The sequence below is a fragment of the Bacillus sp. 22475 genome (assembly GCF_052044835.1).
Classification (GTDB): Bacteria; Bacillota; Bacilli; order Bacillales; family Bacillaceae_G; genus Bacillus_A; species Bacillus_A cereus.
In genome coordinates this window covers 171,416-189,871 of the sequence record NZ_JBQENW010000003.1, presented here as the reverse complement: position 1 = coordinate 189,871, position 18,456 = coordinate 171,416, and the positions used below count along the sequence as shown (strand labels likewise).

Here is an 18,456-nt window from a genome sequence, read left to right as displayed (position 1 = left end):
TTTTAAATGAAAAAAGTTGTTCGTTACTCATTAGTTAGTACTCTATTAGTTTCTTCATTTTTAGTTGGCTGCGCAAAAGAAAAAACTACAACAAAGCCGAAAGATGAAAAGAAAGTATTACAGTTACTAGAAACGGGTGAAATTCCGTCGTTAAACTCAGGGAAAGTCACAGATGCAGTCTCGTTTAACGTTTTGAATAACGTAATGGAAGGACTATTCCGTCTATCGAAAAATGATGAAGTAATTGAGGCAGGCGCACAAAAATATGAAGTGAGTAAAGATGGAAAGACATATACATTTCATTTGCGTGATGCGAAATGGTCAAACGGAGATCCAGTAACCGCTCATGATTACGTATACGCTTGGAAGCAATTGATTAATCCAGATACCGCTTCTCAATATGCATACATTGCGTACGATGTGAAAAACGCTGAGAAGATAAATAAAAAGCAACTAGGTCTAGATGAATTAGGAGTAAAAGCGAAGGATGATAAAACATTCGTTGTAGAGCTAGAACATCCTGTACCGTATTTTACGAAATTATTAATTTTACCATCCTTCTATCCAATTAATGAAAAATATGCGAAAGAGCAAGGTGATAAATATGGATTAGAAGCAAATAAAGCGGTATATAATGGACCGTTTACATTATCAGAGTGGAAGCATGAAGCTAGCTTTACAATGAAGAAAAACGATAAGTATTGGGATAAAAAAGAAGTGAAGTTAGATGAAGTAAACTATCAAATTGTAAAAGAAATTTCAACTGCGGTAAATTTATATGAAACAGATAAAGTTGATAGAGCTGTTATTTCTACAGAATTCGTAGATAAATATAAAAATAATAAAGAGCTAAAACAATACACAGATCCAGTTATGTACTTCTTCCGATTTAATGAAAATGTACCGATTCTTAAAAATAAAAATGCAAGGCTTGCGCTAAGTACAGTTTTTGATAAGAAAGGACTCGCAGATTCATTTTTAAATGATGGTTCGGTTGCTGCAAATTATTACGTACCAAAAGGATTCTTAAAAGGCCCAGATAAGAAAGATTTTAGAAGTACGGCTGGTGAGTTTAATAAGACGAATGTAAAACAGGCGAAGGAATATTGGGAGAAAGCAAAACAAGAGACAGGTACAAATGAAGTGACGTTAGAACTATTAAATTATGACTTAGAAAACTTTAAAAAAGTCGGAGAGTACATTAAAGAGCAGCTTGAGAAAAATTTACCTGGATTAAAAGTGAATGTGAAATTACAGCCACATACGCAAAAATTAGCACTTGAGAAGAAGAAAGAATATGAAATGTCGTTATCACGCTGGTTACCGGATTATCCAGATCCAATGACTTACTTAGAAGTATTCCTTTCTGGAAGCAGTGTTAATAATACAGAATATGCAAACCCAGAATATGATGCGTTAATTAAGAAGATTAAAACAGAATTAGGTAATGATGAAAAGGCTCGCTGGAAAGCAATGCAAGATGCTGAAAAAATGCTACTTGATGATGCAGTAATTGCACCGGTATTCCAGCGTGGATTATCTTACTTACAAAAACCATATGTGAAAGATTTATATGTACATCAATTTGGTCCATCTACAAGTTTAAAATGGGCAGATGTACAAAAATAAAAGAATGGGGAAACAGACTTCACGTGTGTGATAGTCTGTTTTTTGTACAGTTCCGAATGAAATATAGACATTTCATATGTTTTTTCACGACTTAAAAATAAAATTATTACTAAAATTCCAGTGTGAAATTTATGTAGAATCTTGTATAATTAACGTGTTTCTATGGAAACATTTTCTGGCGCTATTTATATAGGGCTTAATAGAACAAGGAAGGAAATACATACATGTATATAATAGATAAATAGAATGGAACATGTATAGAGAAAAAGGAGAGAAAAGATGACGTGTCAAAAACAAGGGTTACAAGTTAATAACGATAGAAAGAGGGACAGAAGATGAAAATGAAGCATGCTTTTGGTCCTATAATTTTAGCGTGTGTGCTGTTTTTCATTATCATTCTAATCCCATCGAAAAGTTTGGTATCGCTTATTAGTGATAAGAAGGTAGAAGATGCGGCAACTTCTTTACAAAAAGAGAAATTACAAAGTGCTTTCTTACAGCAAAAAATGTTAGATAATTCACAGTATTTACCGATGTACGGTTCATCAGAATTTTTACGAATGGATGCATATCATCCGTCTAATTATTTCAAAGTAAATCCAGCTGGTTTTACACCGTTTTTAATTGGAACTGGCGGTACACAAAGTTTAGCTCATATTTTAAATATGACATCTACTATGGATGAATTAGAAGGTAAAAAAGTAGTCTTTGTTCTTTCACCACAATGGTTTACAAAGACTGGTGTTTCACAAGGGGATTTCACTAATAATTTCTCCAAACAACAAGCATATCATTTTATTTTTAATGATGAGATAAATCCAGAAATGAAGAAGCAAATCGCGAAACGGCTATTAGATTATAAAGTTGTTCAAGAAGATGATATATTAAAAAATTCATTAGAAGGTATTGTATATAATGATACGAAACATAACATAAAAGCAGGTTTAGTTAAACCACTTGCTTATATGTATCGAAATATTTTAGATCATAGAGATTTATTTAACTCTTTATTTAAAATCGAACCGATGAAAGAGAAAACCAATAGCGGGCTTCGTTCAATTTCTTGGGAAGACGCACGTAAACACGCAGAACAAGAAGGGAAAGCTGAGTCTACTACAAATACATTCGGAATTGAAAATCCGTATTATCATAAGAATAATCTGAAGAAAAAACTAAAAGGTTTAAAAAACTTTAGAGCAAATGAAACATATGATGAATCACCAGAATATGATGATTTACAAATTATTTTAGATTTATTTAAAGAGAAAAATGTCAAACCACTCTTTATTTCTGTACCTGTAAATGGGCCTTGGTATGATTATACTGGCTTCCCGAAAGAACGCCGTGAAGTGTATTATAATAAAGTTCGAGAACAGGTTGAGAAAGCAGGATATCCAGTAGTTGATTTCTCTGGTCATGAATATGATAAGTATTTCTTAAAAGATACGATTCATTTAGGCTGGAAAGGTTGGATTTATTTTGATGAAGCAGTGCAGAAATTTTATTCTGAGAAATAAAGTATAGAAATCGGAATGGCTATGAGCCGTTCCGATTTTTTTAGTATAGAGGATTTTGGTGAGGACAATTTGGGAATGCATGTATATCTTGAACCTGTCTATAATCATAATGTTTCATTGCGAACTGGGCTTGATAAAGGTATTCATACACATATAATTGCCCATCATGCGCTGAACATAATACACCTGAAGTTCCTTGCCCATTTATGAAGGAAATACCGATAGGGCGTCCGATTAAGTATGGTATTTTTTGCTGCCAATGCATAGGGGAATCACTCCTTTTTGAGATAATATACGAAAGGAATGATCGAATGGTTGCTTATCCATGTAAATGTAGATGGAAAGGTGTTATATAATTCCTGGAGATTAATTCATATATAAATAGAAAACCGCTATAATTCCGAATGAATTTATAGCGGTTTTTATTATATTCTTAAGCAAGATTTTTGCGCTTTTTTGTCCATTTTTTTATAACGAAGTATAAAAGTATAAGTACGACGCCACCAATTGCAAATGATTTCACATACGGACCAGCAATATCGTTTATATTCTCCCAGTTTTCGCCTAGTTTTTCACCTAGATAAATGAAAATGATGGACCAAGGGATGATTGCGAGTGCTGTTAATGTAGTGAAACGTAGTAAAGGCATTTTTGTAATACCAGCAGGAATTGAAATCGCATGACGCACTACTGGAATGAAGCGTGCTGTAAAAATGACGCCAGTTCCGTAACGATTAAACCAATCTTCTGCAGCATCTATTTGTTTTTTATGTATGAAAATATATTTTCCATAACGTTCTAATATAGGTCGTCCGCCGTATCGTCCAAGCCAATAAATAAAGATTTGGGCAATAACACCGCCAATTGTACCGAATACAACAGCACCTATAAATGAGATACTTCCATTGAATACTAAGTATCCTGCATAAGCAAGGACAATTTCACTTGGGATAATCTCAATCATAAGTCCAAGCATAATGCCCCAATAACCTAATCCTTCAAAAAACGTTAATACTGAATGAATAAAACTACTTAACATTGTTGCACCTTCTAGTTTATGAATTTTTGAGTATAAGAACCATTTATTTAATGACATAAAAGGTTCACTATATGTAGATTATACCTTATTTACATAGGGGATTGCTATTTCAATTCTTTTATGTCTCTTATAAGTATTATAGTAAAGGATATAAGCCGCGTTTTCATGAAGGGTTAATGAAAAGATTATTAAAAATTTCTCATAAAAAATAGAAGCATTTCTGCTCCTATTTTTTTAAGGCTTCACATCTAAGTTCTGTAAAAATAAAGTTGCTGTTACGTAACGTTTTGCTAACATTTGTACATATGCGGTATGTACAGAAAGGGTCGCAATAATAATAGCGTTACGAATTGCTTCGCGTTGTTCGTTATTAATTTGATCGAACTTGCTTGCGATTTTATCAGCTTTTTCTTTTACGATGTTTTCAATTGTATGAACGGTATCTGTTGCATTTAATTGTAAGCAATTCCCTTGATTGAGTTCTTCAAATAGAGAAGAGTATGCTACATATAAATGAACAGGATTGATTAAATCATCACTTCGATCGGCTGGGTCATTTACAATAAGGCGTAATAGCTTACGAATGGATTCAAAATCAAGTGCTGTTTTTAAATCTTCGACAATAAATAGTAAGGCTGCTTGTTCAATTGAATATTTTTTCCCTTTTTGAGGAGAGCCAATCATTTCTTTTATATCTCGTTTCACCCAGTTTTGCATAGCAGTTACAGAGAAACTTGTGTTTTCAATCTGATTGCCAAGCGCAACTATTTCATTTAAAGAAAAACCGACATCAGTATCGTCAATTTTAATCAGCTTTTCAAAAATAGGTGAAAGTGCGGTAGTAATAAAAGCTGTAACGCTTTGTCCGCTTTCAATATCTTTTTTATGTGACTTTGCCCAAGCTTCTTGTAAAATACCGAGAGGCTTTTTCGTATTCCATCCTCTTAGTGATAGAAGAAGGGTAGCCATTTCGTTTCGTGTGAGATGAAATGTTTCCATCTTTTCACCTCCAAAATAATAAAAAGTTCTTATGAACTTATAATATGTTTTGTTTCATTTAAAGTCAATTCTGTTTTGCTTAATTTTTCCTTTGTCACCAAACTGTTGAAAGTAAATAATACTTGCATATTTCGACAAAAGTTCATATAATAAGTTCATAAGAACCTTTAAAATGTTCTTAAAAACAAATCTATCATTCTGAATTTACTAGAAAGATAGATTTCACATATATCTATATAAAAGGAGAATGGATATAATATGTTGAAAAAACTTGTAGCAGTAATGACAGCATTTATGGTTATCTTTGGGGCTAGCAGCTTTATGTTCGTAGATCATGCGGCAGCGAAAAGTTACAAATCTGGTAAAAAATCATTTACACCAAGTTCAGGTCAAAAGTCAAAAGTTGATTTAAACAAAAAAGACTCAAATGTAAATTCTCAAAAAACGACTCCAGATTCAAAAACGAAAGCAACAAACACAGCACCAAAAAGTAATAAAGGAAGCTTTATGAAAGGTTTATTACTAGGTGGTCTTGGTGGTTTACTAATGGGTAGCTTATTTGCAAATATGGGAGCTCTTGGTTCTGTATTAGCGTTTATGGTAAATATGTTAGTAATGGCTGGTATCGTAATGTTAGCAGTTCGTGCATTTAAATACTTCAAAGACCAACGTAAAAAGAAGGCAGATGAAGTAGCATGGAAACAATAAAAATTTCTGAACAAGAATTAATAAATGCGCTTTGCGTATATATAGCTGAAAAAAGACAAGTGGGTCCAGAAGAAGTGTTAGTTGAACTCATGTATGACGATGACTACGGTTTCTCTGCGGAAGTAGAGGTAAATGGTCGCCAGCAAATTTTAATTCAAGCAAACTTAATCGAAGCATTACGCTTATTGCTTGACAGAGAATATAATGTCAATTCATTCGCAGCGAGATTACAACTTGAATTAGATGATGAAGAAGGTATTTACGCATTAGCGAGATTTAATAACTCAGATGAGTAGAGAAAAGAGCTGTTGAGAATAATCTCAGCAGCTCTTTTTAGTATGTGCATATGTAGAAGAATAATCACGCCAAATTTCATTCATTTTTCGTCTACCGATATCTACCATCGGATTAAACTGAATTGCAGCTTTTTGACGAACAGAGTGAACGTTTTGCATGGCGTGATATAATTGTTGGTCGACTATATCATGTTTTTCACCTGCATATTTAGCAATTGATAGACCTGCAACAGTTCCTTGCGCCATCGCAATTTTTCCGCTTTCAATGCCTGTAATATTGCCAGCTACAAATAAACCAGGAAGAGGGGTTTCCATTGTTTCGGAATGGAGAGGAACGTGTCCGCCTAATTCTGAAATGTAATGGAAGGGACAACCAGCTACAGCTGCAAGTTCGGCAAGTGGGTATAATCCCCCAGCAATACAAACAAAATCTGCTTCATATATTTTCTCGGATCCATTAATAACATTTCCTTTAGAGTCAATATTAGCAATACGTACACCTTCAACTTGATCTGTTCCGATAATTTCAAGAGCTGCTTTCCGAAGGTGAAGTGGCGTTCCGTTTATTTTCATTCCGCTGTTTGGATAGAATGTTAATCCAGCTTTTCGAATCCAATCATATTTCATAAAGTGGCTACCTATTCGTAAAATAGCAGAAGGAGCGAGATGTGCTGCATTTAAAAGAGAGTTTAAAACTTCTTCAGGTTCACCAGCTTTTTGACTTAACTCGCTTTTTTCAGGGAGTACAATATGATCTACTTTAATTCCCGCTAATTGCAATTCATTTAAAATGGCGAAAGACAAAATGTTAGCACCAATAATGATTCCTTTTTTTCCAACTTGCACGCGATGAACATTTGTCATAACTTGAGCTGCTCCAATTGACATCACTCCTGGAAGTGTCCAGCCTGAAAGGGGAATAGAATATTCCGCAGCACCAGTAGCAAGTAGTACGAACGGTGCTTCTAACGTACCGATATTAGTATGTACAAACCAATTGTTTTCATCTTTATCTAAATTATAGACCGAAACACCGCACCTAATATGTACTGAAAGTGATTCTGCTTCTTCATGAAGTCGCTTCGATTCTTCTATTCCGTTCCACCATTCTCCAGTAGGCTCTTGATGCAACTGTCCTAACAATCTCCCACCCGGCTTCATAAATTCATCAATAACGAGCACTTTTAGTCCGAAACGAGCACAAGAGATAGAAGCAGATAATCCCGCTGGTCCTGCACCAATGATAATTACATCACTCATCGTTTTTTCACCATCTCTCTCACGATATTCGGATGCTGTTTCCCGCTTTCAACAACCATGTTTTCTTCTACAACAGTTAAGCATGCACGTACATTTGTTTGATTATTTACTGTTACGCGGCATTCAGAACAGTGCCCGATATTACAATAAATACCTCGCGGTGTCCCGCTATCTTCATGAACTCTTAATGTCCGTATTTCATTTGCTAACAGGGCAGCAGCTATCGTTTCATGTTCATATGCTTCGTATTGATGACCGTTAAATTGAAAAGTAATACGCTCACTACTTTGTAAAGTACCTAAAATAGGGTGATGTGTAATTCTACTCATTTACTTTCACCTACCGATCCAAAAGTAACTGCACGTATTGGTGGTTGATATTTTAACGGTAGTTCATTAAGAGTTACGTCAGGATTCACATTTTCAATCATTCGATCTATCATTATTCTGCATGTACGACCACCGCAAAATCCCATGCCAGCACGTGTCCTTAGTTTTAATTCTCTTGCCGAGCAGTTATATTCAGCAATTGTCGATTGAAGTTGTCCGTATGTAACCTCTTCACAACGACAAACAATTAAGTTGTTTTTATTGGTCATGTGTATTCCTCCTCTAGTTCGGTTTGCACAAATTATATATGCAAAAATCATGCCAATATAGAGGAGGGAGAGAGAGCTACCTGTAAACGCCTAATCGGTGCATACTGCTTCTTTATTGAAGTCCAAGTTTTTTTAAACGGTTATATAAAGTAGCCCTTGTTACGCCAAGTTGTTTTGCACATTCTAATTTATTCCCATTTAAAATTCGTAAAGCCCTTTCAATAACTTTTTTCTCATGCTCATCCATCTCTTCTTGTAAAGAAAGGATTGTATTATTGTTGCTGAGTAATAGGGAATGAGCTGTATGATTGTCTAAATTTTCGGTTGTATGAAATGGTAAATATTCTTGTTTTATAATTCCGTCTGTCGCAAATACCACAAGTCGTTCAACAACGTTTCGAAGTTCGCGAATATTACCTGGCCAATTGTAATGAAGCAGTTCATGCATAATGCTTGAAGGTAAGTCACGAATTGGTCTGTTATAGTTGATTGAAAAATCGTTTAAGAATGAGTATGTGAGTTCGATAATATCCTCTCGTCTTTCACGCAGCGGTGGAATATGCAGGCTAACTACATTTAAACGATAATATAAATCTTCTCGGAAAGTTCCTTTTCTCATTTCTTCTTGTAAATCCCGATTTGTAGCAGCGATAATGCGGAAATCAATATTAATTTCTTTTTCTCCGCCAACTCGGTAATACTTTCGTTCTTGTAGTACACGTAACAGTTTTACTTGCATATCGAGCGGCATTTCGCCAATCTCATCGAGGAATAAAGTACCGCCTTGTGCGAGTTCAATTTTACCTTTTTTCCCTTTACTATTAGCTCCAGAAAACGCCCCACGCTCGTAACCGAATAATTCACTTTCAAATAACGCTTCTGGAATTGCCCCGCAGTTAATCGAAATGAAAGGCGCCTTCGCTGCTTCACTTGCTTCATGAATTGCTTTCGCAAATACTTCTTTTCCAACTCCGCTTTCCCCAAGTATTAAAACAGTTGATTTCACCGAACAAACTTTTCTAGCTAATTGTATCGTTCTTTGTATAACAGGACTTTTTCCATTCATCGCAAGGAATGGATCGGATTCATCTTTATACTTTGCCACTTCTTGTTCTAAACGGTGCATTTCATGTGACATATTAAATAGTTTTTCATTTAAAGCGACTTGATTTGTAACATCTGTTTCTGAAACGACTGCTCCTATAATTTCATCATTACAATAAACTGGATTTGAATTAATTAATACGAATAAATCGGGACGAGGCTGATGGAACTGAGCGACTATGCTTTTTCCATCATGTAAAGATTGTAAAATTTCCAAGTCTTTATAATCAAAAAAACGAGTAATCGGTTTCCCAATAATTTCATTATGGTTGACTGAAAATATTTTTTCAGCACCATCTGTCCAAGTTCGAACGCATTCTTTACTATCAATGACTGTAACAGAAGAGTCAGTTGTTAGTATTACGGTGTCATAAAATGCCTGTAGTTCATTGTAGGACTTATAAAGAAATGGAATGATTTGCTGAGAAGTTATACAGCATATCGGCTCATCGTTTTCGTTAAGGATGATAACAGCTAATTCATAAGAAAAAGCGTCAATTAATGCAGCGAATGAGTCATCTACATAAATAATGGCGCAATTATATTCTTCTGTAGTAGAAGGGAGATAATAAAACCTTTCGTTTACTTGCTTAATGTGATTAAGGCTACATGTATGATCGATTAAAATACTTTCCAAAAACTCTTGTATAGTCGGAAATGAAAATGCCATAATATCCTCCCGTTATGTATAAAAATTTTGACAGTGATAAAAAAATAATACACCTATTTACTATAAATTTGAATTATTTTTACAAATAAAAATATTGTTTATGGAAATTGTATATGTGCAGAATTGGCACGTCAATTGCATAAAAGAAAGTGAGAGGTTTAGAGAAAGGAGGAGTATATTGTGAGGCACTGCGACGTTTTAATTATAGGTGGTGGAATAATAGGGTGTTCTATCGCTTATTACACTTCAAAATACGGAAGAGACGTAACAATCATTGAAAAAGGAGAATTTGTCAGCGGGACGTCTTCACGGTGTGATGGGAATATTTTGGCCATTGATAAAGACCCAGGGTTTGATAGTCAAATGTCTTTAGTAAGTCAAAAATTAGTAACTGATTTAAGTGAAGAATTAGAGCATTCATTTGAATATAGGGCACCAGGAAGTATTCTCGTATGTGAGTCAGACGAAGAGATGGAGGCTGCACAGCAATGGGTAAATCGGCAAAAAAAAGCTGGATTACCGTTTCGAATGCTTGATAGGCAAGATATAAGAGAAGAGTCGACTTTTTTTGCTGATGATTTATTAGGCGGTTTAGAATGTGCGACGGATTCAACTGTGAATCCATATCTCCTTGCTTTCTCGCTTCTGTCAGAGGCAGAAAAGTTTGGCGCAAAAGCCTTTAAGCAGACCGAAGTAAAGAGTATGAAAATAGAGACGAATGGTTCATTTGTTGTAGAAACTACGAATGGTACTTTTACAGCAAAACAAGTTGTAAATGCAGCCGGTGTGTGGGCTCCTAAGATTGGTCAGATGTTAAATGTAAATATACCAATTGAACCGAGAAAAGGGCATATTATAGTAGCATCAAGGCAACAACATGTAGGATGCCGTAAAGTAATGGAATTCGGTTATTTAATTTCTAAATTTGGCGGAAAAAGAAAAGTAGATGCTTTAACTGAAAAATACGGGGTTGCGCTCGTATTTGAGCCTACTGAAAGTCAAAATTTCTTAATTGGAAGTAGTCGTGAATTTGTAGGGTTTCATACGAGAATAAACAATGAAGTCATTAAATGTATCGCAAATAGAGCGATTCGCTTTTATCCGAAAATGGCAGATATGATGGTAATTCGTTCTTACGCTGGTTTACGTCCGTGGACAGAAGATCATTTGCCGATTATTTCACGAGTGGAACATATTCCGAATTATTTCATTGCCGCTGGACATGAAGGGGATGGGATTAGTCTTGCAGCAGTTACTGGGAAAGTAATTGAAGAGTTATTAAATGAAAAAGAGACAATTATTCCTATTGAACCACTTCGTTTGAGTCGTTTTACAGAAAGGGTGTTAAACGGATGAGGTCACAAAGAGTCTTTACGACTATTGATACACATACGGGCGGGAATCCAACGAGGACATTAATTAGCGGACTTCCAAAGTTGATTGGAGAGACGATGGCAGAGAAGATGTTACATATGAAAAAGGAATATGATTGGATTCGAAAATTGTTAATGAATGAACCGCGTGGTCATGATGTAATGTCAGGGGCATTATTAACAGACCCATGTAATCCTGAGGCTGATATAGGTGTTATATACATAGAGACAGGTGGATACTTACCGATGTGCGGTCACGATACAATCGGTGTATGTACAGCGTTAGTTGAATCAGGTTTAATTCCAGTAGTTGAACCGATTACTTCTTTAAAACTAGATACCCCGGCTGGCTTAGTGGAAGTAGATATTGCTGTTCAAGATGGAAAAGCAAAAGAGGTATCTTTCTGTAACATACCAGCTTTTTTATTGAAAAATATTACTGTACAAGTGAAAGACATTGGAACTGTAGAGGCTGATATTGCGTATGGAGGGAATTTTTATGCCATTATTGATGCGAAGTCAGTAGGCCTAGAATTAGTACCAGAAAATGCATCTACAATCATCGATAAGGCGATTCATATAAGAAACACAATTAATGAGAAGTTTGAAATCATTCATCCAGAGTATTCGTTTATTAGAGGATTAACACATGTTGAATTTTATACAGATGCTACTCATGAATGTGCGCATGTGAAAAATACAGTTGTTGTACCACCAGGCGGAATAGATCGATCCCCATGCGGTACAGGAACATCTGCGAAGCTAGCTGTATTATACGCTCAGAAAGAAATCAAAATTGGTGAAGAGTTCATTCATGAGAGTATCGTTGGTTCTTTATTTAAAGGAAATGTCGTGAATACGACACATGTTGAAAATATTGAAGCTGTCATAACGAAAATTACGGGATCAGCTTGGCTTATGGGTATGCATAAATTTTTTTACAATGAAATGGATCCACTCAAAGAAGGATTTTTGCTAATTCCGCCGATGGAACATGAAACGGAGGATATAAAATGAACATTCAAAAAATGTATACAGCAGTAGACGTACATGTAAATGGCGAGGCATTTCGTGTAATGAAAGACGTACCATGCAAATACTACTACAGTTTGGAGCAATTAAATGAACAATTTTCAGGTGAATTAGCAGAAGAGATGAAGCTTTTATTAAATGAACCACGTGGTTTTATTGGTTTGAATGGGTGTATTGTTGTTCCATCTATCCATAATGAAGTGGATGCAGCTGTATTATTTTTTAATTATGAAGGTTCGATTCCGCTTCATTATGGGGGCATTGTTGCGGTAATAACGATGTTACTCGAAAGTGGGTATTTAAAAAAGAGAGAGTCCAATCAATACAAAATTGAAACGTTATCTGGAATATTTTTAGTTCATGCGTATGTAGAGAATGATGAAGTTATATCTGTTTCGTTTGAAAGCAAACTTTGCTATTTGATTGAGGAAAATTTACAGGTTGGTAATGTAAGTTATTCTCTCATACAAGCAGATAAAGTATATGCAGTTGTAGAAAAAGGTGCGTATTCGCCAGAAATTCGTGTTGAAAACATTTCAGAATTGAAAAGATGGGGAGAAGCTACACTTCAGGCTATACAAAAACAGTCGCTAATAAAAAGGCTTATTTTAGTAGATCCTTCGCAAAAAGAAAAGAACCATATAAAGTCGATTACATTTCATGAAGATAACTTTATCGTACGTTCGCCAGGTTTTGTTTCTACTATCGTTTCCTATGTTCATGCATTATTTAAAAATGATTATATGGCGGATAAACCTTTTAAAAATGAAAATATATTTAATAGTTTTATAACTGTGGAAAAAGTGAAGAAGGAGGAACTAGGATACATTTTCCGTTTTGAAAGTAGAGGATTTATTACAGGGATGCAGACGTTTCTATTAGACCCTACGGATCCGTTTCCGGCAGGATTCTTATTAAAATAAAATGTGATAGGGAGAGATAAATATGCAAAAAATTAAAGGGGCATTTCCAGTATTAATAACACCGATGGATGAATTTCAGGAAATTAATTGGGATGGGGTAAAACAAAATGTAAATTACTTTATCGAACAAAAGGTTGCAGGTATTATCATTAATGGAAGTACAGGAGAGTTTGTAAGTTTATCAAAAGAAGAACGATTTAAAATGGTAGAAACTGTGTTGAAAGAAATTGATGGCCGTATTCCAGTCATTGTTGGAACTGCAGCAGAGACCACAAAAGAAACAATTGAATATACGAAACATGCAGAAGCGCACGGAGCGGATTGTGCATTAATTATAAACTCTTACTATTGTAAACCGAAGGAAGAGGAGATTTATTTTCATTTTAAAGAAATCTCAAACTCTGTAAATATACCAATTATGCTATACAATAACCCATTTACTTCTGGTGTCGATATGAGTACAGAGCTAATGCTCCGTATTGGAAAAGAGTGTGAAAATGTTACACATATTAAAGAATCTAGCGGAGATATTCGAAAAGCGAGAGATTTAGTAAGACAAAGTGAAGGGGCTTTCCAAGTCTTCTGTGGTTCTGAAGATTTAGTTATGGAATCATATTTAGTTGGTGCTTCGGGATGGGTTTCAGTAGCAGGAAATATCGTTCCCGGTCTCGTTACAAAAATGTATGAGCATTTTCAAAATGGTGAATTAGAAAAGGCGTGGGAAATAAACGATGCTATTTTACCACTTTGCGAGTTTCTTGAAGGATCAGGGAAATATGTTCAAATCGTTAAACGTTCCATGGAATTACATGGGCAAGCGGGAGGACCTTCTCGCTATCCAAGACTAGGATTAACTGTTGACGAAGATCAAAAGCTTCAAACGATTTTATCAAATATTGCAGCTCATGCAGCTGTTTAAATAAGGAGGAGAACATAATGTTAAAGACAAATATTGAGCTGAAACCAAAAGTGGAAGCGTTTTTAAATGAAGAAATTAAAATGTTTATTAATGGCGAATTTGTTTCTGCTATTGGCGGAAAGACGTTTGAAACATACAATCCAGCAACAGAAGATGTTCTAGCAGTCGTATGTGAAGCGCAAGAAGAGGATATTGATGCTGCAGTAAAAGCAGCAAGATCTGCATTTAAATCTGGTCCGTGGGCAGAAATGACTACTGCTGAAAGAGCGCATCTTATTTATAAGTTAGCAGATTTAATTGAAGAACATAGAGAAGAATTAGCGCAACTAGAAGCTTTAGATAATGGAAAGCCATATCAAGTAGCACTTGATGATGATATTTCAGCGACTGTAGAAAATTATCGTTATTACGCAGGATGGGCTACAAAAATTATTGGGCAAACAATCCCAATTTCAAAAGATTACTTAAATTACACGAGACATGAACCTGTAGGTGTTGTAGGTCAGATTATTCCGTGGAACTTTCCGCTCGTTATGTCTTCTTGGAAAATGGGAGCTGCACTGGCGACAGGTTGTACGATCGTATTAAAACCAGCAGAGCAAACACCTTTATCCTTACTATATACAGCAAAACTCTTTAAAGAGGCTGGATTTCCAAACGGTGTTGTAAACTTTGTACCAGGCTTTGGTCCTGAAGCAGGAGCAGCAATTGTAAATCATCATGACATTGATAAAGTTGCTTTTACAGGATCTACTGTTACAGGAAAGTATATTATGCGTCAGTCTGCAGAAATGATTAAGCATGTAACGTTAGAGCTTGGCGGCAAATCACCAAATATCATTTTAGAAGATGCGGACTTGGAAGAAGCAATTAATGGTGCATTCCAAGGTATTATGTATAATCACGGTCAAAATTGTAGCGCAGGATCACGTGTATTTGTTCATCGTAAACATTATGAAACTGTAGTAGATGCACTTGTGAAAATGGCGAACAACGTAAAACTTGGAGCAGGTATGGAGAAAGGAACGGAAATGGGTCCACTCGTATCTAAGAAACAACAAGAGCGTGTGTTACATTACATTGAGCAAGGGAAGAAAGAAGGTGCTACAGTTGCGGCTGGTGGCGAACGTGCGCTTGAAAAAGGTTATTTCGTTAAACCAACTGTATTCACAGATGTTACAGACGATATGACAATCGTTAAGGAAGAAATATTTGGACCAGTTGTTGTTGTACTTCCATTTGATTCGACAGAAGAAGTAATTGAACGAGCGAACAACTCATCCTATGGCCTTGCTGCGGGTGTATGGACGCAAAATATCAAAACGGGTCATCAAGTGGCAAATAAATTAAAAGCAGGAACAGTGTGGATTAATGATTATAACTTAGAAAATGCAGCTGCACCATTTGGTGGATACAAACAATCTGGTATTGGCCGCGAATTAGGTTCATATGCGCTTGATAATTATACAGAAGTGAAAAGTGTTTGGGTAAATATAAAGTAATAGGGTGTTTTACTGACAAAAATTGAGGGATGAAATAATGAAAGATGCGGACAACTAGAAAGTTTGATAATAGTTGTCCGTTTTCTTATATACAAAATTGCTTTTCCAAAGAATGATAAGGGGGATTTGGATGGAGAATTTAGTAGAATGGTTAGTAGGGCAAGTGTGGAGTATCGGTTTAGTTGTTTTTGCATTAGGGGCAGGCGTATATTTCACGATTGCAACACGTTTTTTGCAAATTCGTTATTTTAAAGAGATGATTAAACTATTATTTGAAGGAAAGAGTTCCGAGACGGGAATATCATCTTTTCAGGCATTTTGTTTAGCCTTATCAGGAAGAGTTGGAATTGGTAATATTGCAGGGGTAGCGACAGCGATCGCTTTCGGCGGGCCTGGAGCTGTATTTTGGATGTGGGTAATGGCTTTGTTAGGGGCAGCGAGTGCGTTTGTTGAATCAACATTATCTCAAGTATACAAAAGTAAAGTAGGGAATGAATATCGTGGCGGTACTCCATATTTCATTGAGAAAGGTTTAAAAATGAAATGGTTTGCAGTCATTGTAGCGGTAGTTGTAACACTTTCATATGGCATGTTATTACCAGGTATTCAATCTAGTAGTATCGCAGTTGGATTCGAAAACTCTAATGGTATTAACAAATATATAACTGGTATATTTTTAGTCGTGTTACTAGCAGCAATTATTTTTGGTGGTGTAAAGAGAATTGCTGGCGTTTCTCAAATGCTTGTTCCATTTATGGCAATTGGTTATGTAATTGTTACATGTATCATATTAATTGCGAATGTAACGGAGATTCCAAGTATGTTTGCTTTAATTTTCTCTAGCGCATTTGGTGTAAATGAAATGTTTGGTGGAATTGTTGGTGCAGCTATTGCATGGGGTGTAAAACGCGCTGTATTTTCAAACGTTGCTGGTGTCGGAGAAGCGACGTATAGTTCGGCTGCTGCTGAAGTATCGCATCCTGCAAAACAAGGATTAGTTCAAGCGTTTTCCGTATATATCGATACAATTGTCGTATGTACAGCGACAGCTCTTATGATATTAATTACAGGTATGTATAATGTTATACCTGAAGGGAAAAGCGCTATTGTAAAAAACATAGGAAATGTGGAAGCAGGTCCAATTTATACGCAACAAGCAGTTGAAACTGTGATGACAGGGTTTGGTCCAATATTTATTTCAATTGCAATTTTCTTTTTTGCATTTACAACGTTACTCGCTTATTACTATATTGCTGAAACGACACTTACTTATTTAGATCGTCAATTGAAGTATGGCTGGTTAAAACCAGTTTTAAAATTTGGATTTTTAATTATGGTTTACATCGGTAGTGTTGAATCAGCATCGCTTTTATGGAATCTCGGAGATTTAGGAATCGGTAGTATGGCATGGTTAAACTTAATCGCGATTCTATTATTAAGTAAAATCGCATTAAAAGTGTTAAAAGACTATGAAACGCAGAAAAAAGAAGGGAAAGATCCAGTATTTAATCCTAAAAATGTGGGGATTGAAGGATTAACATTTTGGGAAGAAAGAAGTAAAGAGGTTGAAAGAAAAAGTTTTAGAGAAAAAGTTATTGTAGATGATAATTTAAAATTATAACATAAATTAACTGAAAATTCTTAATTTAAAAGAAGGTATATTGCCTCCATTTCATCGCATACTACAATAGGTATGGATAATATGACTGGAGGGAATAAGATGGAACATGAGCAACATAGTTCGATAAATGATATTCTACATCATTATAAAGAAGGTATAGGTAGTTTTACAAATCAAATTCCTGAAATCGCTGAGACATATAATGCGTTCACGCAAGCTTGTTTTCAAGAGGGTGCTTTAACAAAAAGAGAAAAACAACTTATTGCATTAGGTATTAGTTTAGCAACGCAAGATGAGTATTGTACAATTTATCATACAAAAGGTTGTCTTGATCAAGGATGTTCGGATAAAGAGATTCTGGAAGCATGTGGTGTTTCAGCAGCATTTGCTGGCGGAGCTGCGATGAGTCAAGCGGTAACTTTAGTGCAAGAGTGTTTAACAGAACTGAAAAATCAAAAGCATTGAATAAAAAACGTTTTAAACTTTATGTTTAAAACGTTTTTTATGTGAAATTAAATTTGAGTATAAAAATTATCTAGGATGGGTTCAATTTTTATCGTTTTCAATTTGTATTCAATTTAATATTCTATATCTTCATAAATAGATTTTCCTACATCAGGAAGAACTGTGTATATACTCTTACCGATTAAAGCTTCTAATTCTTTCTTAATCGCATAAAACCCTTTCCAATGTAAAGATGTATGAGATGTTGTACCATGGCGCAAACCAACGGAAATTAATCTTCTTTCCAGCGTAGTAAAGCCATCTGCGTCAGCAAGAGCGTCACAAAGAGTAATTACTTTATTATATAAGTCGTAGTTACTATGTTCATTCAATATTGCAACTAACCGGCTTTTCATATGGTCAGGAACGAGACTCCATTCCGCTGCGATATCTATATGTTCATTTTTACAGGGAAATGAGTGTGTCACACAAATAATGGCGTTTCCTGTATATCCTAAATCATTCATATACATATAACCATCATAGGAATGAATGACCGATTTGGTAAAACCTTTGTATCTTCCGATATCATGCAAAAGGGCAGCGTTATATGCTATGTCAGCATCTAGCTTGTACCCTTTTTTTATAAGTTCTATAATTATGTTTTCAGTTGCATGAGCAACATGTAGTGAATGTTCAAACCAAGGGCCCGGGTTTTGTTCATATGCCCATTCGAGTAATTCTTTTGCGTACGTTCTATCTAATATATATTTCATATCGTTATCCTTTCAAAAAAAATCATATCTTAATATAAATTCATCT

19 protein-coding genes are annotated in these 18,456 nt (G+C 35.3%); 11 read left to right on the top strand and 8 right to left on the bottom strand.

The window, feature by feature from the left end; all coding sequences use genetic code 11:
- Positions 1-6: 6 nt before the first annotated feature.
- Positions 7-1,629 (top strand): peptide ABC transporter substrate-binding protein, encoded by a 1,623-nt coding sequence (locus ACTJJY_RS07240; protein WP_095690712.1) that lies wholly within the window; start codon positions 7-9, stop codon positions 1,627-1,629.
- A gap of 335 nt (positions 1,630-1,964) precedes the next feature.
- Positions 1,965-3,146: a D-alanyl-lipoteichoic acid biosynthesis protein DltD gene (dltD, locus tag ACTJJY_RS07235; RefSeq protein ID WP_098127586.1), complete on the top strand. Its 1,182-nt coding sequence runs from the start codon at positions 1,965-1,967 to the stop codon at positions 3,144-3,146.
- 40 nt (positions 3,147-3,186) lie between these two features.
- On the opposite strand, the gene ACTJJY_RS07230 is transcribed toward dltD, so the two are convergent.
- The 3 genes from ACTJJY_RS07230 to ACTJJY_RS07220 all read right to left on the bottom strand — a co-directional run bounded on the left by ACTJJY_RS07230 (position 3,187) and on the right by ACTJJY_RS07220 (position 5,184).
- Positions 3,187-3,411, bottom strand: a complete 225-nt coding sequence (locus tag ACTJJY_RS07230; protein WP_000558692.1) for a hypothetical protein — start codon at positions 3,409-3,411, stop codon at positions 3,187-3,189.
- Positions 3,412-3,579: 168 nt separating this feature from the next.
- Positions 3,580-4,185 (bottom strand): DedA family protein, encoded by a 606-nt coding sequence (locus ACTJJY_RS07225; protein ID WP_000952913.1) that lies wholly within the window; start codon positions 4,183-4,185, stop codon positions 3,580-3,582.
- Positions 4,186-4,419: 234 nt separating this feature from the next.
- Positions 4,420-5,184 (bottom strand): DUF1836 domain-containing protein, encoded by a 765-nt coding sequence (locus ACTJJY_RS07220; RefSeq protein ID WP_000447231.1) that lies wholly within the window; start codon positions 5,182-5,184, stop codon positions 4,420-4,422.
- A 258-nt stretch (positions 5,185-5,442) separates the two neighbouring features.
- Here ACTJJY_RS07220 and ACTJJY_RS07215 point away from each other — a divergent pair, with 258 nt between their 5' ends.
- Both ACTJJY_RS07215 and ACTJJY_RS07210 read left to right on the top strand, forming a co-directional pair.
- Positions 5,443-5,892, top strand: coding sequence for a hypothetical protein (locus ACTJJY_RS07215; protein ID WP_000914478.1), 450 nt, complete (start codon positions 5,443-5,445; stop codon positions 5,890-5,892).
- A complete protein-coding gene (locus ACTJJY_RS07210) occupies positions 5,880-6,188 on the top strand; it encodes a YxcD family protein (RefSeq protein ID WP_000447762.1) in 309 nt (102 codons plus the stop codon). The genes ACTJJY_RS07215 and ACTJJY_RS07210 overlap by 13 nt, the downstream gene beginning before the upstream one ends.
- A 24-nt stretch (positions 6,189-6,212) precedes the next feature.
- On the opposite strand, the gene ACTJJY_RS07205 is transcribed toward ACTJJY_RS07210, so the two are convergent.
- From ACTJJY_RS07205 to ACTJJY_RS07190, 4 genes are all read right to left on the bottom strand, one after another.
- Positions 6,213-7,448: an NAD(P)/FAD-dependent oxidoreductase gene (locus ACTJJY_RS07205; RefSeq protein ID WP_440605314.1), complete on the bottom strand. Its 1,236-nt coding sequence runs from the start codon at positions 7,446-7,448 to the stop codon at positions 6,213-6,215.
- Positions 7,445-7,777, bottom strand: coding sequence for a (2Fe-2S)-binding protein (locus ACTJJY_RS07200; protein ID WP_000087063.1), 333 nt, complete (start codon positions 7,775-7,777; stop codon positions 7,445-7,447). Before ACTJJY_RS07200 ends, ACTJJY_RS07205 begins: the two co-directional genes overlap by 4 nt.
- On the bottom strand, positions 7,774-8,046 hold the full coding sequence (locus ACTJJY_RS07195; protein ID WP_000182620.1) for a (2Fe-2S)-binding protein: 273 nt from the start codon (positions 8,044-8,046) through the stop codon (positions 7,774-7,776). The genes ACTJJY_RS07200 and ACTJJY_RS07195 overlap by 4 nt, the downstream gene beginning before the upstream one ends.
- A 112-nt stretch (positions 8,047-8,158) precedes the next feature.
- Positions 8,159-9,820 carry a sigma-54 interaction domain-containing protein gene (locus ACTJJY_RS07190; protein WP_440605313.1) on the bottom strand — a complete coding sequence of 554 codons (1,662 nt, stop codon included), beginning with the start codon at positions 9,818-9,820 and terminating at the stop codon, positions 8,159-8,161.
- A 180-nt stretch (positions 9,821-10,000) separates the two neighbouring features.
- Between ACTJJY_RS07190 and ACTJJY_RS07185 the strand changes: the two genes are divergently transcribed.
- From ACTJJY_RS07185 to ACTJJY_RS07155, 7 genes are all read left to right on the top strand, one after another.
- Positions 10,001-11,176, top strand: coding sequence for an NAD(P)/FAD-dependent oxidoreductase (locus ACTJJY_RS07185; RefSeq protein ID WP_089171242.1), 1,176 nt, complete (start codon positions 10,001-10,003; stop codon positions 11,174-11,176).
- Complete coding sequence (locus ACTJJY_RS07180) at positions 11,173-12,210, top strand: proline racemase family protein (RefSeq protein WP_144465265.1); 1,038 nt, start codon at positions 11,173-11,175, stop codon at positions 12,208-12,210. Before ACTJJY_RS07185 ends, ACTJJY_RS07180 begins: the two co-directional genes overlap by 4 nt.
- A complete protein-coding gene (locus ACTJJY_RS07175; RefSeq protein WP_440605312.1) occupies positions 12,207-13,148 on the top strand; it encodes a proline racemase family protein in 942 nt (313 codons plus the stop codon). Before ACTJJY_RS07180 ends, ACTJJY_RS07175 begins: the two co-directional genes overlap by 4 nt.
- A 22-nt stretch (positions 13,149-13,170) precedes the next feature.
- Complete coding sequence (gene dapA / locus ACTJJY_RS07170) at positions 13,171-14,067, top strand: 4-hydroxy-tetrahydrodipicolinate synthase (protein WP_001169449.1); 897 nt, start codon at positions 13,171-13,173, stop codon at positions 14,065-14,067.
- Between the two features lie 17 nt (positions 14,068-14,084).
- On the top strand, positions 14,085-15,569 hold the full coding sequence (locus ACTJJY_RS07165) for an aldehyde dehydrogenase family protein (RefSeq protein WP_000920978.1): 1,485 nt from the start codon (positions 14,085-14,087) through the stop codon (positions 15,567-15,569).
- Positions 15,570-15,699: 130 nt separating this feature from the next.
- Positions 15,700-17,190, top strand: coding sequence for an alanine/glycine:cation symporter family protein (locus ACTJJY_RS07160; RefSeq protein ID WP_440605311.1), 1,491 nt, complete (start codon positions 15,700-15,702; stop codon positions 17,188-17,190).
- A gap of 72 nt (positions 17,191-17,262) precedes the next feature.
- Positions 17,263-17,655, top strand: coding sequence for a carboxymuconolactone decarboxylase family protein (locus ACTJJY_RS07155; RefSeq protein WP_001999958.1), 393 nt, complete (start codon positions 17,263-17,265; stop codon positions 17,653-17,655).
- 113 nt (positions 17,656-17,768) lie between these two features.
- On the opposite strand, the gene ACTJJY_RS07150 is transcribed toward ACTJJY_RS07155, so the two are convergent.
- Entirely contained in the window at positions 17,769-18,410 is a 642-nt protein-coding gene (locus ACTJJY_RS07150; protein WP_097920591.1) for an HD domain-containing protein, read from the bottom strand.
- Positions 18,411-18,456: the final 46 nt, after the last annotated feature.

Coding starts and splice junctions, on each gene's coding strand:
- ACTJJY_RS07240 (WP_095690712.1), top strand. CDS start 7: ATGAAAAAAGTTGTTCGTTACTCATTAGTTAGTACTCTATTAGTTTCT.
- dltD (WP_098127586.1), top strand. CDS start 1,965: ATGAAAATGAAGCATGCTTTTGGTCCTATAATTTTAGCGTGTGTGCTG.
- ACTJJY_RS07230 (WP_000558692.1), bottom strand. CDS start 3,411: ATGCATTGGCAGCAAAAAATACCATACTTAATCGGACGCCCTATCGGT.
- ACTJJY_RS07225 (WP_000952913.1), bottom strand. CDS start 4,185: ATGTTAAGTAGTTTTATTCATTCAGTATTAACGTTTTTTGAAGGATTA.
- ACTJJY_RS07220 (WP_000447231.1), bottom strand. CDS start 5,184: ATGGAAACATTTCATCTCACACGAAACGAAATGGCTACCCTTCTTCTA.
- ACTJJY_RS07215 (WP_000914478.1), top strand. CDS start 5,443: ATGTTGAAAAAACTTGTAGCAGTAATGACAGCATTTATGGTTATCTTT.
- ACTJJY_RS07210 (WP_000447762.1), top strand. CDS start 5,880: ATGGAAACAATAAAAATTTCTGAACAAGAATTAATAAATGCGCTTTGC.
- ACTJJY_RS07205 (WP_440605314.1), bottom strand. CDS start 7,448: ATGAGTGATGTAATTATCATTGGTGCAGGACCAGCGGGATTATCTGCT.
- ACTJJY_RS07200 (WP_000087063.1), bottom strand. CDS start 7,777: ATGAGTAGAATTACACATCACCCTATTTTAGGTACTTTACAAAGTAGT.
- ACTJJY_RS07195 (WP_000182620.1), bottom strand. CDS start 8,046: ATGACCAATAAAAACAACTTAATTGTTTGTCGTTGTGAAGAGGTTACA.
- ACTJJY_RS07190 (WP_440605313.1), bottom strand. CDS start 9,820: ATGGCATTTTCATTTCCGACTATACAAGAGTTTTTGGAAAGTATTTTA.
- ACTJJY_RS07180 (WP_144465265.1), top strand. CDS start 11,173: ATGAGGTCACAAAGAGTCTTTACGACTATTGATACACATACGGGCGGG.
- ACTJJY_RS07175 (WP_440605312.1), top strand. CDS start 12,207: ATGAACATTCAAAAAATGTATACAGCAGTAGACGTACATGTAAATGGC.
- dapA (WP_001169449.1), top strand. CDS start 13,171: ATGCAAAAAATTAAAGGGGCATTTCCAGTATTAATAACACCGATGGAT.
- ACTJJY_RS07165 (WP_000920978.1), top strand. CDS start 14,085: ATGTTAAAGACAAATATTGAGCTGAAACCAAAAGTGGAAGCGTTTTTA.
- ACTJJY_RS07160 (WP_440605311.1), top strand. CDS start 15,700: ATGGAGAATTTAGTAGAATGGTTAGTAGGGCAAGTGTGGAGTATCGGT.
- ACTJJY_RS07155 (WP_001999958.1), top strand. CDS start 17,263: ATGGATAATATGACTGGAGGGAATAAGATGGAACATGAGCAACATAGT.
- ACTJJY_RS07150 (WP_097920591.1), bottom strand. CDS start 18,410: ATGAAATATATATTAGATAGAACGTACGCAAAAGAATTACTCGAATGG.